The following is a 20033-nucleotide window of genomic DNA, read 5'->3' as shown; positions in this document are numbered from 1 at the left end:
GGTCTCAGGACTTAAGTCCTAGGTCTTAAGTACTTCCCCCTGCTAAGCAGGGCCTGGTACCTGGGGCCTAAGACTTAAGACCCAGGACAATTATTCCCTACCTTTGCAAAAAATTTTCCCTTAGTGGTCAAGATCGCAAATATTGAGCTGCCGGACTTTCCCTTGCTGCTGGCACCCATGGAAGATGTTACGGATCCGCCTTTCCGGGCGGTATGCAAGGAGAATGGGGCCGACCTGCTCTACACGGAGTTTATTTCCAGTGCAGGGCTCATCCGCGATGCCATCAAATGCAAGCGCAAGCTCGATATCTTTGACCAGGAACGCCCTGTAGGCATCCAGATCTTTGGCGGCGACGAGGAAAGCCTCTCTCTTGCTTCCAGGATCGTAGACATTACCAATCCGGACTTACTGGACATCAACTTTGGCTGCCCCGTCAAGGGCGTCGTGGCCCAGGGCGCCGGGTCCGGCGTGCTGCGCGACATTGACCTCATGGTGCGCCTCACAGCCGCATGCGTAAAGTCCACTTCCCTGCCCGTGACGGTAAAGACCCGCCTGGGCTGGGATGAAGACAGCATGAACATCGAAGAAGTGGCGGAGCGCCTGCAGGATGTGGGCATTGCCGCCCTTTCCATCCATGGCCGCACGCGCATGCAGATGTACAAAGGCGAAGCCGACTGGACCCTTATCGGTAAAGTGAAAAACAACCCCCGTATTAAAATCCCCATCTTTGGCAACGGCGATATCAACACGCCGCAGAAAGCATTGGAATACAAGAACCGCTATGGGGTAGACGGCATCATGATAGGCCGCGCCGCTATTGGTTATCCCTGGATATTCCGGGAAGTGGCACACTATGTTAAAACCGGCGAAACCCTGGCCCCGCCCACCCTGGCGGAGCGTGTAGCCGTTTGCAAATACCACCTGCAAAAATCTGTGGCCTGGAAAGGCCCTAAAGCGGGCATCTATGATATGCGCAAGCATTATTTCCAATACCTCAAAGGCTTACCCAATATCAAAACCTACCGCAGCCGCCTGGTGCTTTCTACAGACCCGGCGGAGATTGAAGGCGTGCTGGATGAGATACTGCTGGCTTATGCAGATTACGAGATCCCGCATGCCCCCATTGAACTGGTGAACTACCATGAGAACTGTCCCATGTGATCAGGGCAATACTTCAAACAGCAGGAGCTGCGGCTTTTCCAGGAAATTAAAATTATTGTCGGCCACACAGATCAGCGTAGTATGCCCGTTGCGCAGTTTAGGGCCAAAGGTCATACCTTCTATGTTGTCAATGTAGACAGGTAGCTTGTCCATGTCCAGCAGGAGGCGCTTTGCCGCGGGATGCGCCGTGGGCTTATCTTTCAGGGAAGGATTGTCGATGATGTTCTCCGCCTTGCTGATGTCTGCCAGGAAAATGCGCACCGTAAAGGCCAGGCGGCCTTCGGAGAAAGAGCGCTCCAGCACCAGCAGGTGATTGCTGTCTATGGCCAGGATGTCTGATACCCCGTTCATCTGGATACCATTTGGATCTTTGGCCGGGCGGGCCACGGGCTGTAGTTTGTAGGCATATTCACCGGTATGCGCATGGGTAACTGCATCAAATTTATAAAGGCGGATAAATGCTTTATTATCCGTAAGCCCGGCCCTTGGCCCGTCTTCATACAAGGGCTCTTCCACATTGGTGAAAAGCAGTTTATAACCAGGGGTGAATGAAAGCCCTTCCAGCACTGCATTCTGGCGCGGGCCTTTTTCTATGGATTGCATGTACAGGTTGTGGGGCAATGCAAAAGTATCCTGCAGGCGGCCCGTGGAATCCATGATAAAGATGCCGGGATTTGTAAGCACAGCATAAGCACCGCCCACAATGCGCTCTCCCTCACTGGTCCATACCAGCTGCTGCTGGAGCGGGTTGTAGCGGATAGCCTCCGGGTCTGGCGTCTTCGATGCGTCTTTGGCAAAGGATGGATAAGTGCTGCCACCGGCTTGTTTGAGGGTGGTCACCCGGGTAAAGATCACGGTGTCTATGCCTTTGGCGGAAAGCAGGATGTTCGCAGTATAAAAACGTGCGGCGCTTCTCGCGGAGCGGTCGTCGGAGATGAGATAATATTGCTGGCGGGCGGAGTCGTAATCTATGCCGGACAGGCCGCCTACCGGTGTGCCCTCGAATTTCCAGGCGCGGGGCAGGCTGTATTCCGACAGGAAACGCAGGCCGGAGATCTTCTGCTGGGCGGAGGCCGCGAGGGAGATGCAGCAACTTAAAAACAGGGGAATGCAGCGCATTTTCATGGGCAACAAATTACTACAATTATCGGCACTGTTCCTTATCCGTGTTGTGCATTGAATGGTCTATCTGCCCAGGCCTGCAGCTTGCTGCCAGGCGACTGCAACCGCCGCCGGCCCACAAAGAAGATACTTACCAGGCCCAGCTGCTAAAAACCTTTCCTGCAAGAGGTTACGGGGACAATTGGTGAACTACAGGGTGTTTGCAGAAGTGTTAACGGTTGTTAAACCCCTGCCCTGGCCATATTACTTTCACAAGGATTTATTTATTTTAGCCGCTACGAATGGCTAACCAACATCTGTACCGCCCTTTACTTTAATAACACATCAGACAATAAGAACCGTTACCTGCAGCAATTACACCGACTACTCCACTACAGATGAATGGCCAATCGCTTTGTTTTTCCTGAATCACTATTTGCCTTATGTATTACACGTCCAATATTCCAGCATCCCTGCTCCCGGACAATGAAAAAGAAAGGTTGCAACACCTGCATCGATACAAGATCCTGAATACCGCACCAGAAGAGGACTATGATAATATTGCGCGCGAAGCCATGGCGATCTTTAATACGCCATCCGCCGCAATTACTTTCATAGACCGTGACACGGCGTATCCTAAAAGTTATGTGGGCGCCGGTGGTTGCAGCCACCTGCCGCGCTATGCCTGCTTTTGCGCCATCGCCATCCATAACAGCAAGGTGACGGTTTTCCCCGACACACAGCAGGTTCCCGAACTGCGCGCCAATCCTTACAGCAATGGCCTCAACCCGGCAACACCGCCTATCCGCTTTTATGCTGGCGCACCACTGCGCACGCCTGAAGGCACACATATCGGTACCATCTGCGCATTGGACAATAAGCCGCACGCAACGATCACGGATGAACAGGCGCTGAAACTACGTGCCCTGGCACGCCAGGTAATGCAACACCTGCATATGCGCCTGCACCTGCAGAACGCATTGAAAGGACAGCGACCCAATTGACCCTTCCATTATTTTTTTCATAAGCCGCTTCCCCCACCGGAAGCGGCCTTTTATTTTCATAACTTTTGTAAATTCGGTAAACGCCCGTCTTGCATGTCCATCGCTCGTCAATGTTTGTTGTTGCTCCTGCTTGCCCCTTTGATTTCCTTTGCGCAGGATGCCCATTACTGGTCTTCTGAATACAATGCCGGCGGCTTTTTTGCACCGGGGGCTGTTATTGCCAATAACCGCGATAGTGGGGTACTGTTCTACAATCCTGCCCTGCTGGCGGTTTCGCAACGCAATGCGGCAGCCATTGGTGGTAACATTTACCAGGTAAACCAGATCAGGATAAAAGACGGCACGGGCAGTGGTAAGAACCTGGTATCCAATAACGCATCCGTGGTACCGCAGATGATCTCCGGCAGTTACACCCTGAAAACCCCGCGGGCACTTACTTTCGCCTATGCACTCATTAACACGCCGCTGTTGTATTACCAAACCTCCCAGCGGGCAGATACCAAACAAAATGTGCTGGACGATAGCTACAGTCCCGGGAATGAAGTATACGTGGGCCAGTATACGGCGCAGAACAATGTGTATGAATCCGGCGCTGTGCTGAGCACCGGCTTTAAATTATCCTCCCGCTTCGCGATAGGCTTTAAGCTGGAAGGCCTGGTACACAACCAACGCTACAACACCAGCTACACTTCCCGTGCCCTGCTCAATACCGGTCCTGACACCCTGCTGCCGCCTATTGTGAACAGCGAAGCCATGTACAACGTCAGCTACTACAGTGCGGGGGCGCGGCTGAGCGCAGGCCTGGCCTATGAAGCCGGCCCACACCACCTGGGCCTGCTCATTACCTCACCCCTGCTGCATGTAATGGGTAGTGGTACCATCGTAAGCGACAACCTGCTCTCCAACATACAACTGACGCCCGGCGAGCCATTCAACCTCCTTGCCAATACCCGGCAGACGGGCCTCCACGCCAATTATAAACAACCCTTCAACGTCTCCGCCGGCTATCATTATGATTACGGCAAAGGCCAGCTGGCCATTACTGCCGCATGGTTTGCAGCCATGAAAGAATACAATATCATCACCCCCCATGCGGGTTTCTTCATACGCCCGGACACCGGCAGCAACAATGCCACGCCAGACCTGCTGCGCCTGCGCGATGCCCGCAGAAGCCTGCTGAATATAAGCCTGGGCCTTACCTACCAGTTACAACCTGCTGTGGCAGGGTATGTGGCTTTCCGCACGGACTTTGCCTACAATGGCACCCAGGTGCCGGACAATACCAAATCCGGCTATACAGCAAACATCAGCAGCTGGAACCTTTACCACCTGCAACTGGGCGCTAATCTGAAGAAGAAACAATACAACCTGCGCGCTGGATTATTGTTATCTTATGGTCAAACCCAGCATTACCCGCAACCGCTCAACTTTGACGATCCCCATGAAGATAACCTGCTGGTGGGCAAGAGCGGCCTGGTAAAAGGGCACTCCATCACTGCTGGTATCATGCTGGCATTTATCCACAATCTTTAAGCGCTTATGCGACTTTCGCCTCGACAAAGGAGATGGTTGAAACGCTTTGCCATCCTGTTACTGTTGCGTGTAGTGATAGGCGTGGTATTGTATTACATTATCACCTACAAGTTCCGGGAAGTGACCCAATACGTGGTCCGCAAAGAAAGCAAAGGGCTATATTGCGTTTGACGCAGGCAGCATTGACATGCACCTCTTCAAAGGCACGCTGGTGCTGAATCATGTGTCACTGCACTGTAGGGACACGATGCACACGTCCGCTCATTTTTCCGTAGATGTACCACAGGTCTATCTTTCCATTGCCTCCTTCAAAGACCTGGTGCTGCATCAAAAACTATCAATAGACAGTATGTCCATTTTGCAGCCCCATGTAACAGCGCATGTGCGCGGGGGACCGGGAAAAATTTGTATTCAACTACTGGGTAAAAACCTTGCTACGCGGCCTGATGACCGTGCCGGCGTGAAAAAAGATAAAAAATACCGGCAGCAATACGAAGCAGACAAAGGGCGCTATTTCTTAGGCAATACTCCTCCTTAAAACAGGAAAGGCGATCCATACGCGGACCGCCTTTCCTGTTTATGCCTTTTGCCTCAACGAAGGATGCTCTGGTGGCAGCGGCACAATATCCGGCTCATTGGGAAGCAGTGGAAAACGCCGGGCTACCCAGTCTTCCTTGGCCTTTTCAATGAGGGCCATGTCACTGGCTACAAAGTTCCAGTAGATGTGGCGCGGCTCCGGGAAGGGCTCCCCGCCAAAGATGTACACAGTGGTATGCTCTCCCATCACAAAATCGCATAACTGGCTGTTCTTGGCCACCAGTATACGCCGCGGCTCATACACGTTGCCTTCGCTTTCTACACTGCCTTCTAAAATGTACATCCCCACATCACCATAGAGATCCTTACCCAGTGAAATAGTCTGGCGCTCTTTATTTTTCAGTTCCAGCAAATATAACCTGCTGTATACCGGCACAGGAGAGCGGTGCCCTTTTACCTCACCGGCCACCAGCTTGTAATGCACTCCGCCTTCTTCCCAGGAAGGAATCGTATCACCTTCCGCGTGGAAAAAAGTGGGGTCCATCTGTTCCAATTCCCTGGGTAGCGCCACCCAGATCTGTAATCCATGCAGCACTTTATCGGAATGGCGGAAGCGCTCGGGCGTGCGCTCAGAATGCACAATGCCTTTGCCAGCCGTCATCCAGTTTACCTGCCCTGGCTGGATCTCCACATTGGTGCCCAGCGTATCATGATGGGTAACATTGCCTTCAAACAGGTAGGTGAGCGTAGACAACCCTATGTGCGGGTGCGGGCCTACATCCAGGTTCTGGTGATCGCTCATTTGCGCGGGGCCCATGTGATCAATGAAGATAAAAGGCCCTACCATGCGCCGTTCGCGGAATGGCAGCAGGCGCCCCACCAGGAAATGCCCAATGTCTGCAGGACGTTCTTCTATGATAAGCTGGATGTTAGACATGTCAGATGATTGAATTGTTATTTACTGCTGATGGTTTTTAAAGATCAAATGGCCAAACTGTCAGGCTGTTGCAGTACAAAGTTCTGTACAATACAGCAATCTAACAATTTGGCCATTTAACAATTTGGCAATCCGGCAATTTAACTATTTCAAATTGCTGGTATGTTCGTCAAAGTATTTTTTGATCTCAATCACGTCGCCCAGGTTGTGCATCCAGTTGGATTCGTGCTCAATAGATACCATACCGGTGAAGTGCTGGCGTTTCAGCTCTGCAAAGATGGGCGGGAAGTTGATCACCCCTTTACCTACTACTGTGTCAGCAGCCTGGGTATCGTTGAATTTCACGATGTCTTTCAGGTGGGCACCGTAAATGTGGCCGTCCAGTTTTTTCAGGCATTCCACGGGATCCAGGCCGTTACGTGCCCAGTGGCCTACGTCTGCGCAGGCGCCAATGTTGGGGTGGCCCTGGATGGCAGCCAGTACGGAATCAGGGTGCCAGTATACGTTGGGTTTGGGGTGATCGTGGATGGCCACTTTAATGCCATACACACCTGCCAGGCTGTCTACCATACCCCATTGGGATTTGATTGGCTCTGAAGTGATGTAGCTCAGGCCAAAATATTTTGCCAGTTCAAATGCCTTGATCCATTCAGCTTTGTCTTTGGGAACGATAACGCCCATGGCCACAATACTGATGCCTTTCCTGGCCAGCAGGTCCTTTACCTTGGATTTTTCGTCCGCGGTCATGTCACCGCCAAATTTGCCTTTCATGCCGCCGCCCAGGTCCTGGCCCCAGAAAGCTTCAATGTTCTTGATGCCGGCGCTATCTACCTTGTCCAGTGCATCTGTAAAAGAAAATTTCATGAAGGTCCACATCTGGATGCCCAGCTTGTACGGTACGCCTGCAGTGGCGCTGGAAGAATCTGTGGCAGTGCTGGTGGAGTCCGTAGCAGTCTTAGTGCTGTTGCCATTATTGCAGGCGGGCAGCGACACGCTCACGGATGCAGCGCATAACACGCCCAGTAAATAACGTGAAACTTTGTGCATGGTAATAACGTTGTTTGATTGATGAAAACTACCACCCAAGATAACAAATTGTTGGTTTGCGGCACATTTTTAAATGATAAATGGTCGGTGATGGCATCACCGCCGTATTGCTTTGCGCGGGGCGTCCTGTTCTGCTACTTCCTGTGCGTGAGGCTTACTGCCACGCTCCATTCTGCGCCGCTGCCTATGTGGTGGACAGCCGCAAAACTGCCCTGGTTCAGCGCAAAGGCCAGGTCCAGCAGGCTGTTTACATAACAGAGGGGCTTTCCTTTTGCTACGGCGCCAAAGGTCTGGCAGTAAGGTGCATCGCCTTTGTATACCTGCTTACCCTTGTGGAAAATGGTGAAGTGTACGACATCGCCAAACTGCGGGTTTAGCTGGTTAAAGAGGTCCCCGCTGATGTTGGTCCAGAGATTGCCATACTGCACGTCCAGGATGGCAATGCTGCCTTTGATCACGGAACCTTCCCGCACCGCGGGCTGATAAGGGATGGTCACTACTTCAGCCGGCAGTTTAGGCCCCACCTGCTCAAAGCTGATCGTGCCGGAAGCCAGCCTGGCGCCGGTGTAGGCATATACGTCGCGGCCGTGGAAGGTGTAAGATTGCCGGGAATCCCGGCGGCGGTTCACCGCTTCGTCTATTTCCCTTACTTCTGCAATGCCCAACGACTGCGCCACCAGCGTAAGCGTGCCATTGTCCGGCGTTACAATGAACTGGCCGGTCTTTGTTTTCAGCACCACGGACTTGCGGGAGGTGCCCACGCCTGGATCTACCACAGACACAAACACGGTACCCGCGGGCCAGTAAGGCACCGTTTGTTCCAGGCGGTACGCCGCTTCCCAGATGTTATAAGGCGGTATCTCGTGCGTAAGGTCATACAGTTTCAGGTCGGGCGATACGCCATTGGCCACGCCTTTCATGGCGGCTACCGCGCCATCCTTCAGCCCGAAGTCTGATTGGAACACGACGATCTTATTCTGCGCCCATGCGCCCAAACCCGCCAGCAGCAGGGACACAAAGGCAATGAACGTTATACATTTACGTATCATGACAGCTGATTTTTTACCGTCTATAAGTTAGTAGATTATTGCCAGATTGTTGCAGGGTCTGTTGCGGCCGCGCTGCGCGCAAAAACTGTGCTGCGCATGACCGCCACCAGAATTCATCCCGGCAAAATTGGGCTTCATCACATTTATTTTCCCGCCAGGGGAGATGCCTGTAACTTATAGCAGCATTCATTTCCCCCATGAAGACACTTACTTTCCTCCTGCTGTTTGCCTTGTGTGGTGGCCGCCTGCCGGCGCAGGATGCGGGTACCATCCGGTTCACGGATGCTTCCGGCCAGTACCTGGAGCGCGTTGTGTACAGCGATACCGCGAACCTGAATGTGCAGGCCCATTTTGAAAGATCGCTCATTGCCTACTGGCAGGCCATGCGGCCGGGTGGTGATGTGCAAACGTTCCTGCAACATGGCAACTGGCAGTTCCGCTTTTTCGTGGATGATAAGCTGGTGTACACGGAAAACCTGCACCATGGCGCTGGCTTACCGCCCTCCAAACAAGTTCCTGCTCTTTCCGCGCCGCTTATCAGCAGCAAGCCCCGCGACCATTGGGGCTGTTATCTCTGGGGGCGTTTCCTCCTGCAGGGCGGGGAATCCGCGCTGGGCACCGGCGTTACCCACCAATTGAAAATAGAACTACGCCCTTACCTGCAGCTGGACAGCCTGCAACTGGGCCCACTGGCGGCCAGTGGCAGCGTGGCTGTCACCGTGCCCCCGATCCACATAGATCCTGCGGCGTCGGCCATACAAACCATCCGGCCAGGCAGCGGCTGGCGCACCAGCCCATCATCTTATGACACGGCTCTGATACGGCAACTCAATGAGCAGATCCTTGCCCGCCGCTTCAAAGAGATCACCAGCATTATTGTGATCCGCAACGGACAATTGCTGCTGGAAGAATATTTCAATGGCAGTGACCGGGATTCCCTGCAGGACACGCGTTCCGTGGGCAAGTCCTTCACGTCTGCGTTAATGGGCATTGCCATTCAGGAACACCTGGTCAAAGATGAAAAGCAGCCACTGGGTACCTTCTACAAACTTTCCCAATTTGATCATTACACACCGCAAAAAGACAGCATTACGCTGGAGCAACTGCTCACGATGAGCAGCCCGTTTTATGGCAATGATGACCTCAGTGACTCCCCGGGTAATGAAGAAAATATGTACCCTACGTCCAACTGGGTAAAGTTTGTGCTGGACCTTCCGCTGGATAGCAGCCGTCCGCAGGGGAAGCCATGGAATTACTTCACTGCCGGTGTAGTGTTGCTGGGTGATATATTGCAACAAAGCACCCCGCAGGGGCTGGAGCAATATGCTGCCACAAAACTCTTCACACCACTGGGCATTCATCACTACCAGTGGCAGTACACGCCCCAGCATGTGCCCAGCACCGCCGGTGGCCTGGGCCTGCGCAGCCTGGACCTGGCCCGGTTTGGCCAATTGTATAAAAATAGAGGCAACTGGCAGGGCCGGCAGATCATTCCTGCCAGCTGGGTAAAGGCAAGTTTTCAAAAACGCGCAGTGCTGCCCACCGGACCCCAGGAATATTACGGTTACCTGTTTTGGAACAAGACCTTCCGTGTTAATGGCAAGGACGCGGAAACCTTTTACAGTAGCGGCAATGGCGGTAATAAGATCTTTGTGTTCACGAACCAGCCGCTTGTGATCGTGATCACAGCTACGGCTTATGGCCGGCCGTATGCGCATCCGCAGGTGGATAGGATGATGCGGGAGTATTTGTTGCCGGCGGTGTTGCCGTGAGTAAACGCGGTAGGTGGAAGGGCTGCATCAATGACACAGCCCTGCTTTTCTATTTTGGTCTTTACTTTATTCTGATTGTTGCTTGTGTTTTAACTGCCAGTTGATGCACTGGTACCACGCAATGCCTTCACGGGAAAAACCTGCGTCCTGCGGCAACAGGGATGCGTTGCCACTATTGAAATCCGGCTGGTAAGTACGCACCTTGCGCACCGGCGATTGTACCAGCAGCTTACCATTGCGCAGGTACCCCAGGCCCTGGTAAGTACTGATGAAGGCCCGCTCCTGGCCAGGCGCTTCATTAAGCACATCCTGCCCGAAGAACTTGGAACGGTAATGAAAATTGAGCAACCCTAAAATAGTAGGCGCCACGTCTATCTGGGCTGTGAGTGTGCTCACTTCCCGAGGTTGCAGTATCCTGGGTGCATAGATCATCATGGGAATATGATAACCCGTAACCGGCAGTTCCATGTGGCCGGCCGCGCTGGCGCAATGGTCTGCCACGATCACGAAGACAGTGCTGTCGAACCAGGGCTTGGAGGCGGCTTCCTGCAGGAACTTATGAATGCTGTAGTCCGTGTATTTCACCGCACCTTCCCGGCACTGTGCAGACGGCGGGATGTCTATGCGGCCTTCGGGATAGGTGAACGGACGGTGGTTGGAAACCGTCATGATATGCGAGAAGAAAGGCTTCCCGGCCAGGTAGTTGGAATCCAGTGTATGCAGGGCCAGTGTGAACAGATCTTCGTCTGCCACGCCCCAGATATTTTCATAATGTACCTGCGATGCGGGAATGGCGGAGCGGTCTATCACCGTATAACCATTGTTACTAAAAAAGGCCTTCATGTTATCAAAATAGCTGTAGCCCCCATAAATGTATTGGGTGGTATAGCCTTTGGAGCGGAACACGCTGCCCAAGGAAAACAGGTGCGCATTGTCCGGCCGCTTTACAATACTTTGCCCGGGCGTGGGTGGAATGGAGAGCGACAATGACTCCAGGCCACGTACCGTGCGGGTGCCGGTGGCATAAAGATTGGTGAAGAACAGGCTTTGCCCGGCCAGGGTGTCGAGGTAAGGCGTGATGTTCTTATCAGAGCCAAACGCTTTCATGAAGCTGGCGCTGAAGCTCTCCACGCTGATGAGCACCACGTTCAGGTGGCGCTCCGCCTGCGGGTAAGTGATCTCCCGTTCTATGCTGTAAGGGCCCTGGTTTACAAAATGGCTATTGGGCGTTTGTAATCCCGCCCGCACAATGCGGAAAGCAGCTTCATCCGGGATGGTCTGGTAGAATTTGTAAAAGTCGAGCTCATTCTGGAAAAAGGCAGATGCAAACTGGTAAGGGCCATTGCCGGCCAGTTCATTGGCGTACTGGTTATTACTGAAATCCTTCCATTTTTCCTGCACACCATAATAAGCGATCGCCGGCAGCAGCAGGAGCAAAACTGCTACAGCCGTACGTTTGCCGAAGGCCATAGATTTATACACGCTGTTGCGGATATACTGCCGCTTCCATACCACGATGGTAATGGCCAGTAATAACACCACGCTCACGATAGGCACGATGGGGTAAGACTCCCCGATATTACCCAGCACTTCCGTGGTGTACACGAGATAGTCTACCGCAATAAAATTATACCGGGTGCTGAACTCCTGCCAGAAGAACCATTCGCTGACACTGTTGAACAACAGCAGGAAAGTGACCAGCACCGTGAAAAAATACAGTACCCCCGTTCTCCACCGCAGGCGGAATGATGGCGGCATAAAATACAGGAATACGTAAATGGCAAAGCGCAAGGCAATATAAAGGATCACACCCCGTGACAGGTCTTTATTATAATCTGTAGGCACCACGTGCGTAAAAAGCAGCAGGGAAAGCAGGCCAGCAAAGCCGGCCACTACCCAGGGCATCACTTTCCGGCGGTACATAAAGTCGTTTTGCAGCCAAAGCTGCAGCACAAAGGGGATAATGACGAAGCTCGCAACAGCGCAGTCGTACACAAAGCCTAGTAACATGGCACCGAGCCATTGGCCAAAATGCATGCCCGTGGAGGGCGTAGCCGCAAACAGTACAACACGGGTGATCGTGGAAATACACAATACGAGGATAAGGATCATTCCCACTACGGAGAATCTGGTCTTGAACATGCTAATGATTTAATTCCACTGCAAAATTCTGTAGTAAATCTGTAGTAAATTTAAAGATGAGCCACAGCAGCAGGTTGCAGCGGACAGACGGAATTTGTTTTTTTAATGTTGTTTTAATACCAGCCCGAGGGATAGAACTCAGCCGGGAAATTGGTAATGCACCAGTAAAGGTAATTATTGGCAGGATAGCAGGGTACAAGTATTTGTTAGTGGCACCTGGCAGTTATGAACGGCGTATAGCTTTAAACTTTATCTTCATAGGGCAAATTTCTGTTACATGGAAATCAAAGTCATCATAACCGGTGCCACCGGCCTGGTAGGGGAAGGTGTGTTACTGGAATGCCTGCAAAACCCGGCCGTGAGCCAGGTACTGCTGGTAAGCAGGAAGCACTATCCCCTGGAACATCCCAAGCTGAAGGAGGCGCTGGTACAGGACTTCTTTCACCTGGACACGGTGAAAGATCAACTGAAAGGATACGACGCCTGCTTTTACTGCGCCGGCGTAAGTTCCAACGGTATGACAGAGGCGGATTACAGCTACATCACCTACGACACTATGCTGCACTTTGCCGGCCGGCTGGCCAGCATGAACCCGCAGATGGTTTTCTGCCACATTTCCGGCAGCGGTACAGATACCACGGGAAAAAGCAAAATGATGTGGGCCAGGGTAAAAGGCAAAGCCGAGAACGCGGTACTGAAACTGCCCTTCAAGCAAACCTACAACCTGCGGCCCGGTGCCATGAAGCCCAGTGTAGGGCAACGCAATGTGAAAGGCTATTACAAGATCATTAATGCGCTGTTTCCCCTGCTGCGCGGGCTGTTTCCCGGCAGTACCAGTACCGTGCGGGCGGTGGCGCTGGCCATGATCAACTGTGTATTACAAGGTTATCACAAGCACACGCTGGAAGTAAACGATATCAAAGCATTGGCCGGCATTAAGTAAATGACCATGGAAGTATTCAGCCTGCAGAAACGCATTGCCATCAACGCATCTCCGGCCGTGATCTGGGAAGCGCTCACCGTGCCGGCGGTCATGCAGCGCTGGATCGTTGATGTGCCTGTACAGATCATCATTACGCCCCGGTGTGGCGGCCAGTTGCAGTTTTCCGGCGACCTGCATGGCATTCCCTTTAACAACCATGGGGAGATCCTGCACTGGAAGCCGGAACAATTCGTACAGTATACCTACTGGAGCTCTTTATCACAACAGGCAGATGTACCGGAGCATTATGCCCGCATCAGCTTCCGGCTGGATGAGCCGGGGCATTTGCATTTTGCGCAGGAAAATATTTTAACCGCCCCCACTTATCACCACTTTAACTACTACTGGAATACGGCGCTGGGGCTGATCAAGAAGGTGTGTGAGGAGCCGGTGCAATAGCTTTCTCCCTGCTTAATGAGCAGCACCGGCCATCTTCCGTTGGATGATCGCCTGGGCCAGCCGCAGGTCCATATCACGACCCGCCACTATATCGGCAGGCGTGTATTCCACCACGGAATCCGGCATATTGCCCCTGCCCTTTTGCGCAGGTGTGCTCATAGACACTACCCGCAGCCACGGAAATTCCACTTTTATCCCGGTTGCCGGTAAGGTGAGCTCCTGCATGGCAAAGCCGTTGCAACCTTCCGCAGTACCCGCCGTTTCCCGTCCTGCAAAAATGGTGTGGGCCCGCTGGGCTTTCAATGCGGATATGAACAAGGCGCCGGACGAAAATGTACCTCCATCCGTAAGTACGATCAGCTCACCGCGGTAACGGTCTTTCTTTGCCACCGGCAGCGGGCCATATCCCTGTCCGAATGCAGGTAATATATTCATGTGATAATGCCCGTCTACTAACGCCCCCGGGGTGCAACTGGCTTTGAAATTCTCCGTAAGTGCACTATCAAAGTCTGCACCCAGCCTATGCTTGGAAGGATCCGGCAGGCGACAGTAAAGGTCTTTGATGATACGAAAATCTGTATCTGCCAGGTAAGACAGGAGGCGCATGGCAATACGCAGGTCGCCGCCGCCGTTGTGCCGCATATCCAGCACCAGATATTTTGTATTGGCTTTCGCTATTTGCGCAAAGCTTTTTTGCATTGCCAGGGTATCGGTATAAGCCAACACAGGGACTTCCAGCAATGCGGTATGCGCAGCCGGGGCAAAATAAAGTCCCAGGTAGCCGGTGCTATCCACCTTTCTCCAACCCGCATATTTATCTTCCGGTATCACCATTTCTTTCAACGCGGTATCTGCAGCATTCAGGGTTACTTCCTTCAGGGCCCCATCTGCACCTTTCACCGTCAGCTGATAAGGTGGTTGCCAGTGATACACGGTGTTGCAGGCATCTTCAAAACCATCGTATTCAGAAAGGTAAAGCTCTTTGAATGAAGGTACATATCCATCCCCGCAATACAGCTGCGATCCATGCGCAATGATCGCTGCAACCGGTACGCCGTTCATGCGGATAATCTCATCGCCGGTAGCAAGTTTTGTAGTGCGGCGCGTAGTGATCCATGCACGTTGTTGCTGCACGAGCACTTCAAACGGCAGACGAAATACGTTGGTGGCAGGATGGTAATGGACAGAGTGTCTTACCTGGGTATGCCCGCATCCCAGGTAGCAGAGGAAAGGATATAATTTGGCCACGAAGGCATCTTCCGTCATGGGTGCCGTAAGGGAAGCCCGCAGCTGCCGGTACTGCCGCTCCATACTATCGGGCGCCGTATAGATCCCAAACCCGGGATGGATCTCGCTGAGAGCCGTCCATAACACATCCGCATCTGATTGCATGGCTTCAACCGGCAACAGGCTGTCCTGTAGTGGGGTGGTGTGTTTAACGCCGCGGGTACAGGCGAAGAGCAAACAGGTAACGATGTAAAGGATCGGTAAAGGGCTGAGCATTGGCTTTCTCATATCCCCAAGATACGGTTTAACAATCCCTTGCGCAAAAAAAGCCCGCAATGATACGGGCTTTTCAAAAGTAGGTTGGTTTGAGATCACTCCGCGCGTAATGATTTTGCAGGGTTGGCCATCGCTGCTTTTATCACCTGGAAACTAATGGTAACGCCCGATAACAAGAGCATTCCCACTGCCGCTATCACAAACAGCTGGATGCCCACGGATGTGCTGTAGGCAAAAGATGCCAGCCATTCATTCACCACCCAGTAAGCAAGCGGAAAAGCAATGACCATTGCAATAACGATGGTCCTCAATGATTCCAGGGAAAGCAGTCCTACGATGCTGACAACGGAAGACCCCAGTACTTTCCGGATACCGATTTCCTTGGTCCGTCTTTCAGCGGTAAAAGAGATCATGCCAAACAGGCCGAGGCACGATATAACCACTGCCAGTACACCAAAGTATTTTACCAGGGCATTTACCTGCATTTCACTCCGGTACATCTGCTCAAAGGTTTCATCGGCAAAATGATATTCAAAAGGATAGGCCGGGTTGAAATCACGGGTAAGCTTATTAACGGCGGCAATTGCTTCCTTTATTTGACCTGGGCGTAAACGGATCATCAGGTAACTGGTATTCCCCGGCGTCAGGCATAAGATCAGTGGTTTAATGGGCGTATGCAAGGAAGCGATATGAAAATCTTTCATCACCCCGATGATCCTGCCGGGGCCATTCCAGAATTTCACCTGCCGGCCCACTGCATCCTGCTGCATGTTCATCATCTTCGCAGCGGCTTCATTGATCACGTAGCTTGAAGAATCAGCAGGATAGTCCCTGGAAAAATCGCGCCCGTCCATCATCTTTATACCCAGTGTCTGCGCAAAGCCGTACCCGGTAGCCGTTGCAACTACCTCTGTTTGCAGGTCTGCCGGCTTGCCCTCCCATGACAGGTCGCCCGAGGTGGAATTTAAATCCATCGGGAGCTGGTTCACGGGAACGGAAGACTCCACGTAAGGCAGTTTACCCAACTCACCCTGGTAAGTGTCCAGTTTGTTATATAGGTCGCCGGCCAGTGGCAGGTAAATAATATGCTCTTTGTCGAAACCAAGATTTTTATGCTGGATGTAATCCACTTGTTTGGATACCGCCAGCATGCCTACAATTAAAAATGCAGACAAAGCAAACTGCAAAGTAACGAGGCCTTTGCGTATGGAGGTTACACTGCCAACCTGTGTACGGATGTTGCCTTTTAAGATGCGCACCGGGTTGAAAGAAGCTAAAAACAAGGCGGGGTAACTTCCTGCAACGATGGTGGTCACGACCACCAGCACCGCGAGTGTGTACCATAATTGTGGCTGGAGGAAGTTGAGTTGGATCTGTTTTTCAAAGAGCTGGTTAAACACGGGCAGTATGAGCCACGTGAGGACAATGGCAAACAGCGTGGCCAGTACGCAGGTAAAGAACGATTCCGTCATGAACTGCCCCACCAGGGATGCTTTCCCGGCGCCGGTCACCTTGCGGATGCCTATTTCCCTGGCCCGCAGGGATGCCCTTGCGGTGGCCAGGTTCATGAAGTTCATACAGGCGATCAGCAGGATGAAAATGGCCACCACGGAGAAGATCTTCACGTATTCAATACGGCCGCCCGCCGGCTTTCCTTTAGCGTAATCACCGTACAGGTACACATCAGTGATGGGTTGTAGCGTGGGATAATTCGACCAGAAGCCTTTCGGTGCGAAGTTTTTGTAGATGGAGTGCATCACCGTTTCCGTGTGCTGCAGGTCTGCCCGGGGCCTTAACCGCACGTAGGTAAAAAAGGAAAGATTACCCCAGGTTTTCATCCAGTCTTCTTCCTGTACTTTGAAATTGATCATCCAATCAAACTGCAGGGTACTGTTATGCGGCAGGTTCTCTATTACTGCACCCACCGTATAATTCCTTTTGTTATCGATCAGGATTGTTTTGCCTACAGCATGCGTAGTGTTAAAATACTTTTCCGCAATTTTCCGGGTAATGATCACCTGGTCAATGGAGGCGAGGGCCTGGTTTACATTGCCATCAATGGCAGGGAGTGGGAATACTTTGAAAAAATCATCCGTGGCATAGGTCCCTTTTTCGTTCAACGCCTTATCGCCCACGGTGAACAACGCATCGCGCCAATAGGTCATTTTGGTAGCGTATGCTGCCTGGGGGATATTCTGCTGGATGGCTTCATACAAGGGGCCGGGGGTAACGGTGGCCGTCCTGATGTCGCCGTTAAAAGCGGCGTTGATGTGCACTTCATAGACGTCTTTGGTCCCGGGGATAAAACGGTTATAGCTTAGTTCATCACTTACCCAGAGCCAGATCAGCAAGCTGCATGACAACCCGATTGCCAGCCCGAAGACGTTGATAAACGCGGTGAGTTTATTCTTGGATATATTCCGCCATGCGGTTTTGAAAAAGCTCTTGATCATAGGGCATCCTCATTTGGTTTTGAGGCTGGGATGGGGATCTAAAGAACCATGCCAAGAGACCAGTTGATTGGTTTTCAATGCGCAAGGGTGTAGGAAAATTAGTGAACTGTACGGAACTGTACAATAGGCGTCCGGTAACGGGAGGGGGATAGGCTACCTGCCTATGGCAAATTTTTATAACTAAAATCAGTGTAGCATTAGATGGGAAATTATTGTAACTATGCATTTTATAACCCAGAATTCACCTAAAAGCTTTCATGAAAAACAGACTGCTTGCAATTATATTTTTATTTATATGCACAACACTGCACGCACAAACAAGTGATAATTTAATAACTGTTGGCAAAAAGTATTCGATCTATTCCAATACATTAAAAGAGACGCGCACCTATTCTGTCTATTTGCCGCCTTCCTACCAGAGCAATCCAACTAAAAAGTACTTTGTGGCTTATGTCTTAGATGGAGGGAGGAACAAATTTCTTGAAGTGACCGGAATAGCACAGTCAATGAACTCTACAGCGGATTTAAAAATGCAAATCCCTGAATTGATAATTGTATCAATAGAAAACACAGACAGGACAAGGGATTTTACGCCTACACATTCCCTGAATTATTTAGATGCGGAAAACATCGCCGCTTTTAACAGCAGCGGTGGAGCGAACGCATTTATGCAGTTCATTGGAAAAGAACTGATGCCGCAGATAGACAGTTCATACAGGACCCTTTCCAAAAACCTCATCATCGGGCATTCACTGGGAGGCCTCTTCGCTATTCACTGTCTATTGGAATCGCCTGGGTTGTTTAATTATTATATCCTTATAGATCCTTCATGGTTTTGGGATCACAATTATATTGGAAAAAGGACCAGGGAAGTTTTAAAAGCAAAACCTGATCTGAAAGCACGCGTGTACATCGCATTGGCTAATAACTTCCAGGAAGATAACAGGCATTATAAATGGGGACATGAATTTTACGATTTGCTGAAAGACAGTGCATCTTCCAATATAAATGTAAAACTGCGATATTTTGAAGACGAAAAACACCTGACGGTTCCGGTGCCGGCTACTTACTATGGACTTCGTTATATTTTTGATGGTTTTGAACTGGATATAAACGAAGTATGTAAAAATCCCGATCTGATCAACAAGCATGATCTGGAAATGTCCCAAAAGATGGGCGTAACAATTAAATCGGACGAGCGCTTTGTAAATACGCTTGGTTACATTGCATTATACGACAGGAATATTCCTGATATTGCCATTGGTATCTTTGAAATAAATGCAAAAAACTACCCTTCTTCAGTTAATGTCTGGGACAGTTTGGCGGACGCCTACCTGGTAAAAGGTCTCAAAGAAAAAGCTAAAGTATGCTACGAAAAGATATTATCGCTGCAACCTGGTAATATGGATGCTAAAAAGAAACTGGAAAAAATTAAGTAATGAGTCGAAAGGGGGCTATTTCAGGTGTCCCCCATCGTACCGGCGCGTTACCCCACACTTCTGAACTCCACCGGCGTTTTGCCCGTTTTTTGTTTGAAGAGCTTATTAAAATATTGAGGGTATTCAAAACCCAGTGAGTAGGCTATTTCTCCAACCGATCTGTTGGTGCTTAACAGGATATTCTTGGCTTCCTCTATTAAATAAAAATGAATATGGTCCTGGGTGTTTTTGCCGGTTTCTTTTTTCAGCAGATCGCTTAAATAACTGGGAGACAAATGCACCTGTTCTGCCAAATATTTTACGGAGGGTAGTCCGGCTTCCGTCAGATCGCTTTTTTTGAAATATTCTTTCAGCAGCTTTTCTATTTGAACCACCACTGCGTTGTTGGAATTTTTGCGGGTTATAAATTGCCGGCCATAAAAACGGGTACAATAATTCAGTAACAATTCAATATTGGAAACAATGATGGCTTGGCTATGCATATCTATGTTCTCCTGTAGCTCAGACTGAATTTTTAGTATACAATCACCTAAGATCTGCTTTTCTTTTTCCGACAAGTGAAGCGCTTCAGTGCTCTCATAAGAAAAAAAGCTGTACGCTTCCATTTTCGCATGCAGCGTGCTGCCCCTGATCAGATCGGTATGAAAACACAGCGCCCAACCCGCCATGTTCTCCATGGCTTCTGTATCACTATCCATTTCAATAGCCTGGTTAGGCGCCAGGCAAATAAGGCTGCCATCCTGAAAATCTACAATTTTACGCCCGTACTTAACCGTATTACTTTGATAATTCTTGAACATCACCGTGTAGAAATCGGTCGTTATGGTTGTCTCCTCGCTGACATGGTCGTTTTTAACCTGGCTAAAATCCATCACAGCCACCAGGGGGTGATGGATGTTAGTGAGACCAAAAAATTTGTACAGGTCTGCAATGGTTTGCAGGTGAAGAAATATGCTCATGATGATAAAAGTAAC

17 protein-coding genes are annotated in these 20033 nt (G+C 50.9%); 9 read left to right on the top strand and 8 right to left on the bottom strand.

Features of this window, described 5'->3' with window-relative positions; genetic code table 11:
- The first annotated feature begins 123 nt into the window (after positions 1 to 123).
- Positions 124 to 1161 (top strand): tRNA dihydrouridine synthase DusB, encoded by a 1038-nt coding sequence (gene dusB, locus DCC81_RS05935; RefSeq protein ID WP_108685647.1) that lies wholly within the window; start codon positions 124 to 126, stop codon positions 1159 to 1161.
- On the opposite strand, the gene DCC81_RS05930 is transcribed toward dusB, so the two are convergent.
- A complete protein-coding gene (locus tag DCC81_RS05930; RefSeq protein WP_108685646.1) occupies positions 1162 to 2286 on the bottom strand; it encodes an esterase-like activity of phytase family protein in 1125 nt (374 codons plus the stop codon).
- 419 nt (positions 2287 to 2705) lie between these two features.
- Here DCC81_RS05930 and DCC81_RS05925 point away from each other — a divergent pair, with 419 nt between their 5' ends.
- The 4 genes from DCC81_RS05925 to DCC81_RS05915 all read left to right on the top strand — a co-directional run bounded on the left by DCC81_RS05925 (position 2706) and on the right by DCC81_RS05915 (position 5337).
- Positions 2706 to 3266: a GAF domain-containing protein gene (locus DCC81_RS05925; RefSeq protein ID WP_108685645.1), complete on the top strand. Its 561-nt coding sequence runs from the start codon at positions 2706 to 2708 to the stop codon at positions 3264 to 3266.
- A 93-nt stretch (positions 3267 to 3359) separates the two neighbouring features.
- Positions 3360 to 4799, top strand: a complete 1440-nt coding sequence (locus DCC81_RS05920) for a hypothetical protein (protein ID WP_133177563.1) — start codon at positions 3360 to 3362, stop codon at positions 4797 to 4799.
- 6 nt (positions 4800 to 4805) lie between these two features.
- Positions 4806 to 4970, top strand: a complete 165-nt coding sequence (locus DCC81_RS25505; protein WP_165806456.1) for a hypothetical protein — start codon at positions 4806 to 4808, stop codon at positions 4968 to 4970.
- A gap of 16 nt (positions 4971 to 4986) precedes the next feature.
- Positions 4987 to 5337 (top strand): hypothetical protein, encoded by a 351-nt coding sequence (locus DCC81_RS05915; RefSeq protein ID WP_108685643.1) that lies wholly within the window; start codon positions 4987 to 4989, stop codon positions 5335 to 5337.
- 39 nt (positions 5338 to 5376) lie between these two features.
- Here DCC81_RS05915 and DCC81_RS05910 read toward each other — a convergent pair whose 3' ends face one another.
- From DCC81_RS05910 to DCC81_RS05900, 3 genes are all read right to left on the bottom strand, one after another.
- On the bottom strand, positions 5377 to 6273 hold the full coding sequence (locus tag DCC81_RS05910) for a pirin family protein (RefSeq protein ID WP_108685642.1): 897 nt from the start codon (positions 6271 to 6273) through the stop codon (positions 5377 to 5379).
- A 144-nt stretch (positions 6274 to 6417) separates the two neighbouring features.
- Entirely contained in the window at positions 6418 to 7320 is a 903-nt protein-coding gene (locus tag DCC81_RS05905; RefSeq protein WP_108685641.1) for a sugar phosphate isomerase/epimerase family protein, read from the bottom strand.
- Between the two features lie 134 nt (positions 7321 to 7454).
- On the bottom strand, positions 7455 to 8369 hold the full coding sequence (locus tag DCC81_RS05900) for an SAM hydrolase/SAM-dependent halogenase family protein (RefSeq protein ID WP_108685640.1): 915 nt from the start codon (positions 8367 to 8369) through the stop codon (positions 7455 to 7457).
- Between the two features lie 197 nt (positions 8370 to 8566).
- Here DCC81_RS05900 and DCC81_RS05895 point away from each other — a divergent pair, with 197 nt between their 5' ends.
- A complete protein-coding gene (locus tag DCC81_RS05895) occupies positions 8567 to 10141 on the top strand; it encodes a serine hydrolase (RefSeq protein ID WP_108685639.1) in 1575 nt (524 codons plus the stop codon).
- Between the two features lie 66 nt (positions 10142 to 10207).
- Here DCC81_RS05895 and DCC81_RS05890 read toward each other — a convergent pair whose 3' ends face one another.
- Positions 10208 to 12283, bottom strand: coding sequence for an LTA synthase family protein (locus tag DCC81_RS05890; RefSeq protein ID WP_165806455.1), 2076 nt, complete (start codon positions 12281 to 12283; stop codon positions 10208 to 10210).
- A gap of 277 nt (positions 12284 to 12560) precedes the next feature.
- Between DCC81_RS05890 and DCC81_RS05885 the strand changes: the two genes are divergently transcribed.
- Complete coding sequence (locus DCC81_RS05885) at positions 12561 to 13226, top strand: NAD-dependent epimerase/dehydratase family protein (protein WP_108685637.1); 666 nt, start codon at positions 12561 to 12563, stop codon at positions 13224 to 13226.
- A gap of 6 nt (positions 13227 to 13232) precedes the next feature.
- Positions 13233 to 13664, top strand: coding sequence for an SRPBCC family protein (locus DCC81_RS05880; protein WP_165806454.1), 432 nt, complete (start codon positions 13233 to 13235; stop codon positions 13662 to 13664).
- Between the two features lie 12 nt (positions 13665 to 13676).
- Here the strand turns inward: DCC81_RS05880 and DCC81_RS05875 are convergent, their stop codons facing one another.
- Both DCC81_RS05875 and DCC81_RS05870 read right to left on the bottom strand, forming a co-directional pair.
- Positions 13677 to 15179: a S41 family peptidase gene (locus DCC81_RS05875; RefSeq protein ID WP_108685635.1), complete on the bottom strand. Its 1503-nt coding sequence runs from the start codon at positions 15177 to 15179 to the stop codon at positions 13677 to 13679.
- An 83-nt stretch (positions 15180 to 15262) separates the two neighbouring features.
- Positions 15263 to 17620 (bottom strand): ABC transporter permease, encoded by a 2358-nt coding sequence (locus DCC81_RS05870; protein ID WP_108685634.1) that lies wholly within the window; start codon positions 17618 to 17620, stop codon positions 15263 to 15265.
- Between the two features lie 257 nt (positions 17621 to 17877).
- On the opposite strand from DCC81_RS05870, the gene DCC81_RS05865 reads away from it, so the two are divergent.
- On the top strand, positions 17878 to 19059 hold the full coding sequence (locus tag DCC81_RS05865; RefSeq protein WP_108685633.1) for an alpha/beta hydrolase-fold protein: 1182 nt from the start codon (positions 17878 to 17880) through the stop codon (positions 19057 to 19059).
- Between the two features lie 47 nt (positions 19060 to 19106).
- Here the strand turns inward: DCC81_RS05865 and DCC81_RS05860 are convergent, their stop codons facing one another.
- The gene (locus tag DCC81_RS05860) at positions 19107 to 20018 is read right to left on the bottom strand and encodes a helix-turn-helix domain-containing protein (protein ID WP_108685632.1); all 912 of its coding nucleotides are present in this window, start codon (positions 20016 to 20018) and stop codon (positions 19107 to 19109) included.
- Between the last annotated feature and the right edge of the window lie 15 nt (positions 20019 to 20033).

It is taken from the genome of Chitinophaga parva, assembly GCF_003071345.1.
Taxonomy (GTDB): domain Bacteria; phylum Bacteroidota; class Bacteroidia; order Chitinophagales; family Chitinophagaceae; genus Chitinophaga; species Chitinophaga parva.
Note: the sequence above shows the minus strand (reverse complement) of the source record. Positions and strands in the feature narration are given on the sequence as shown.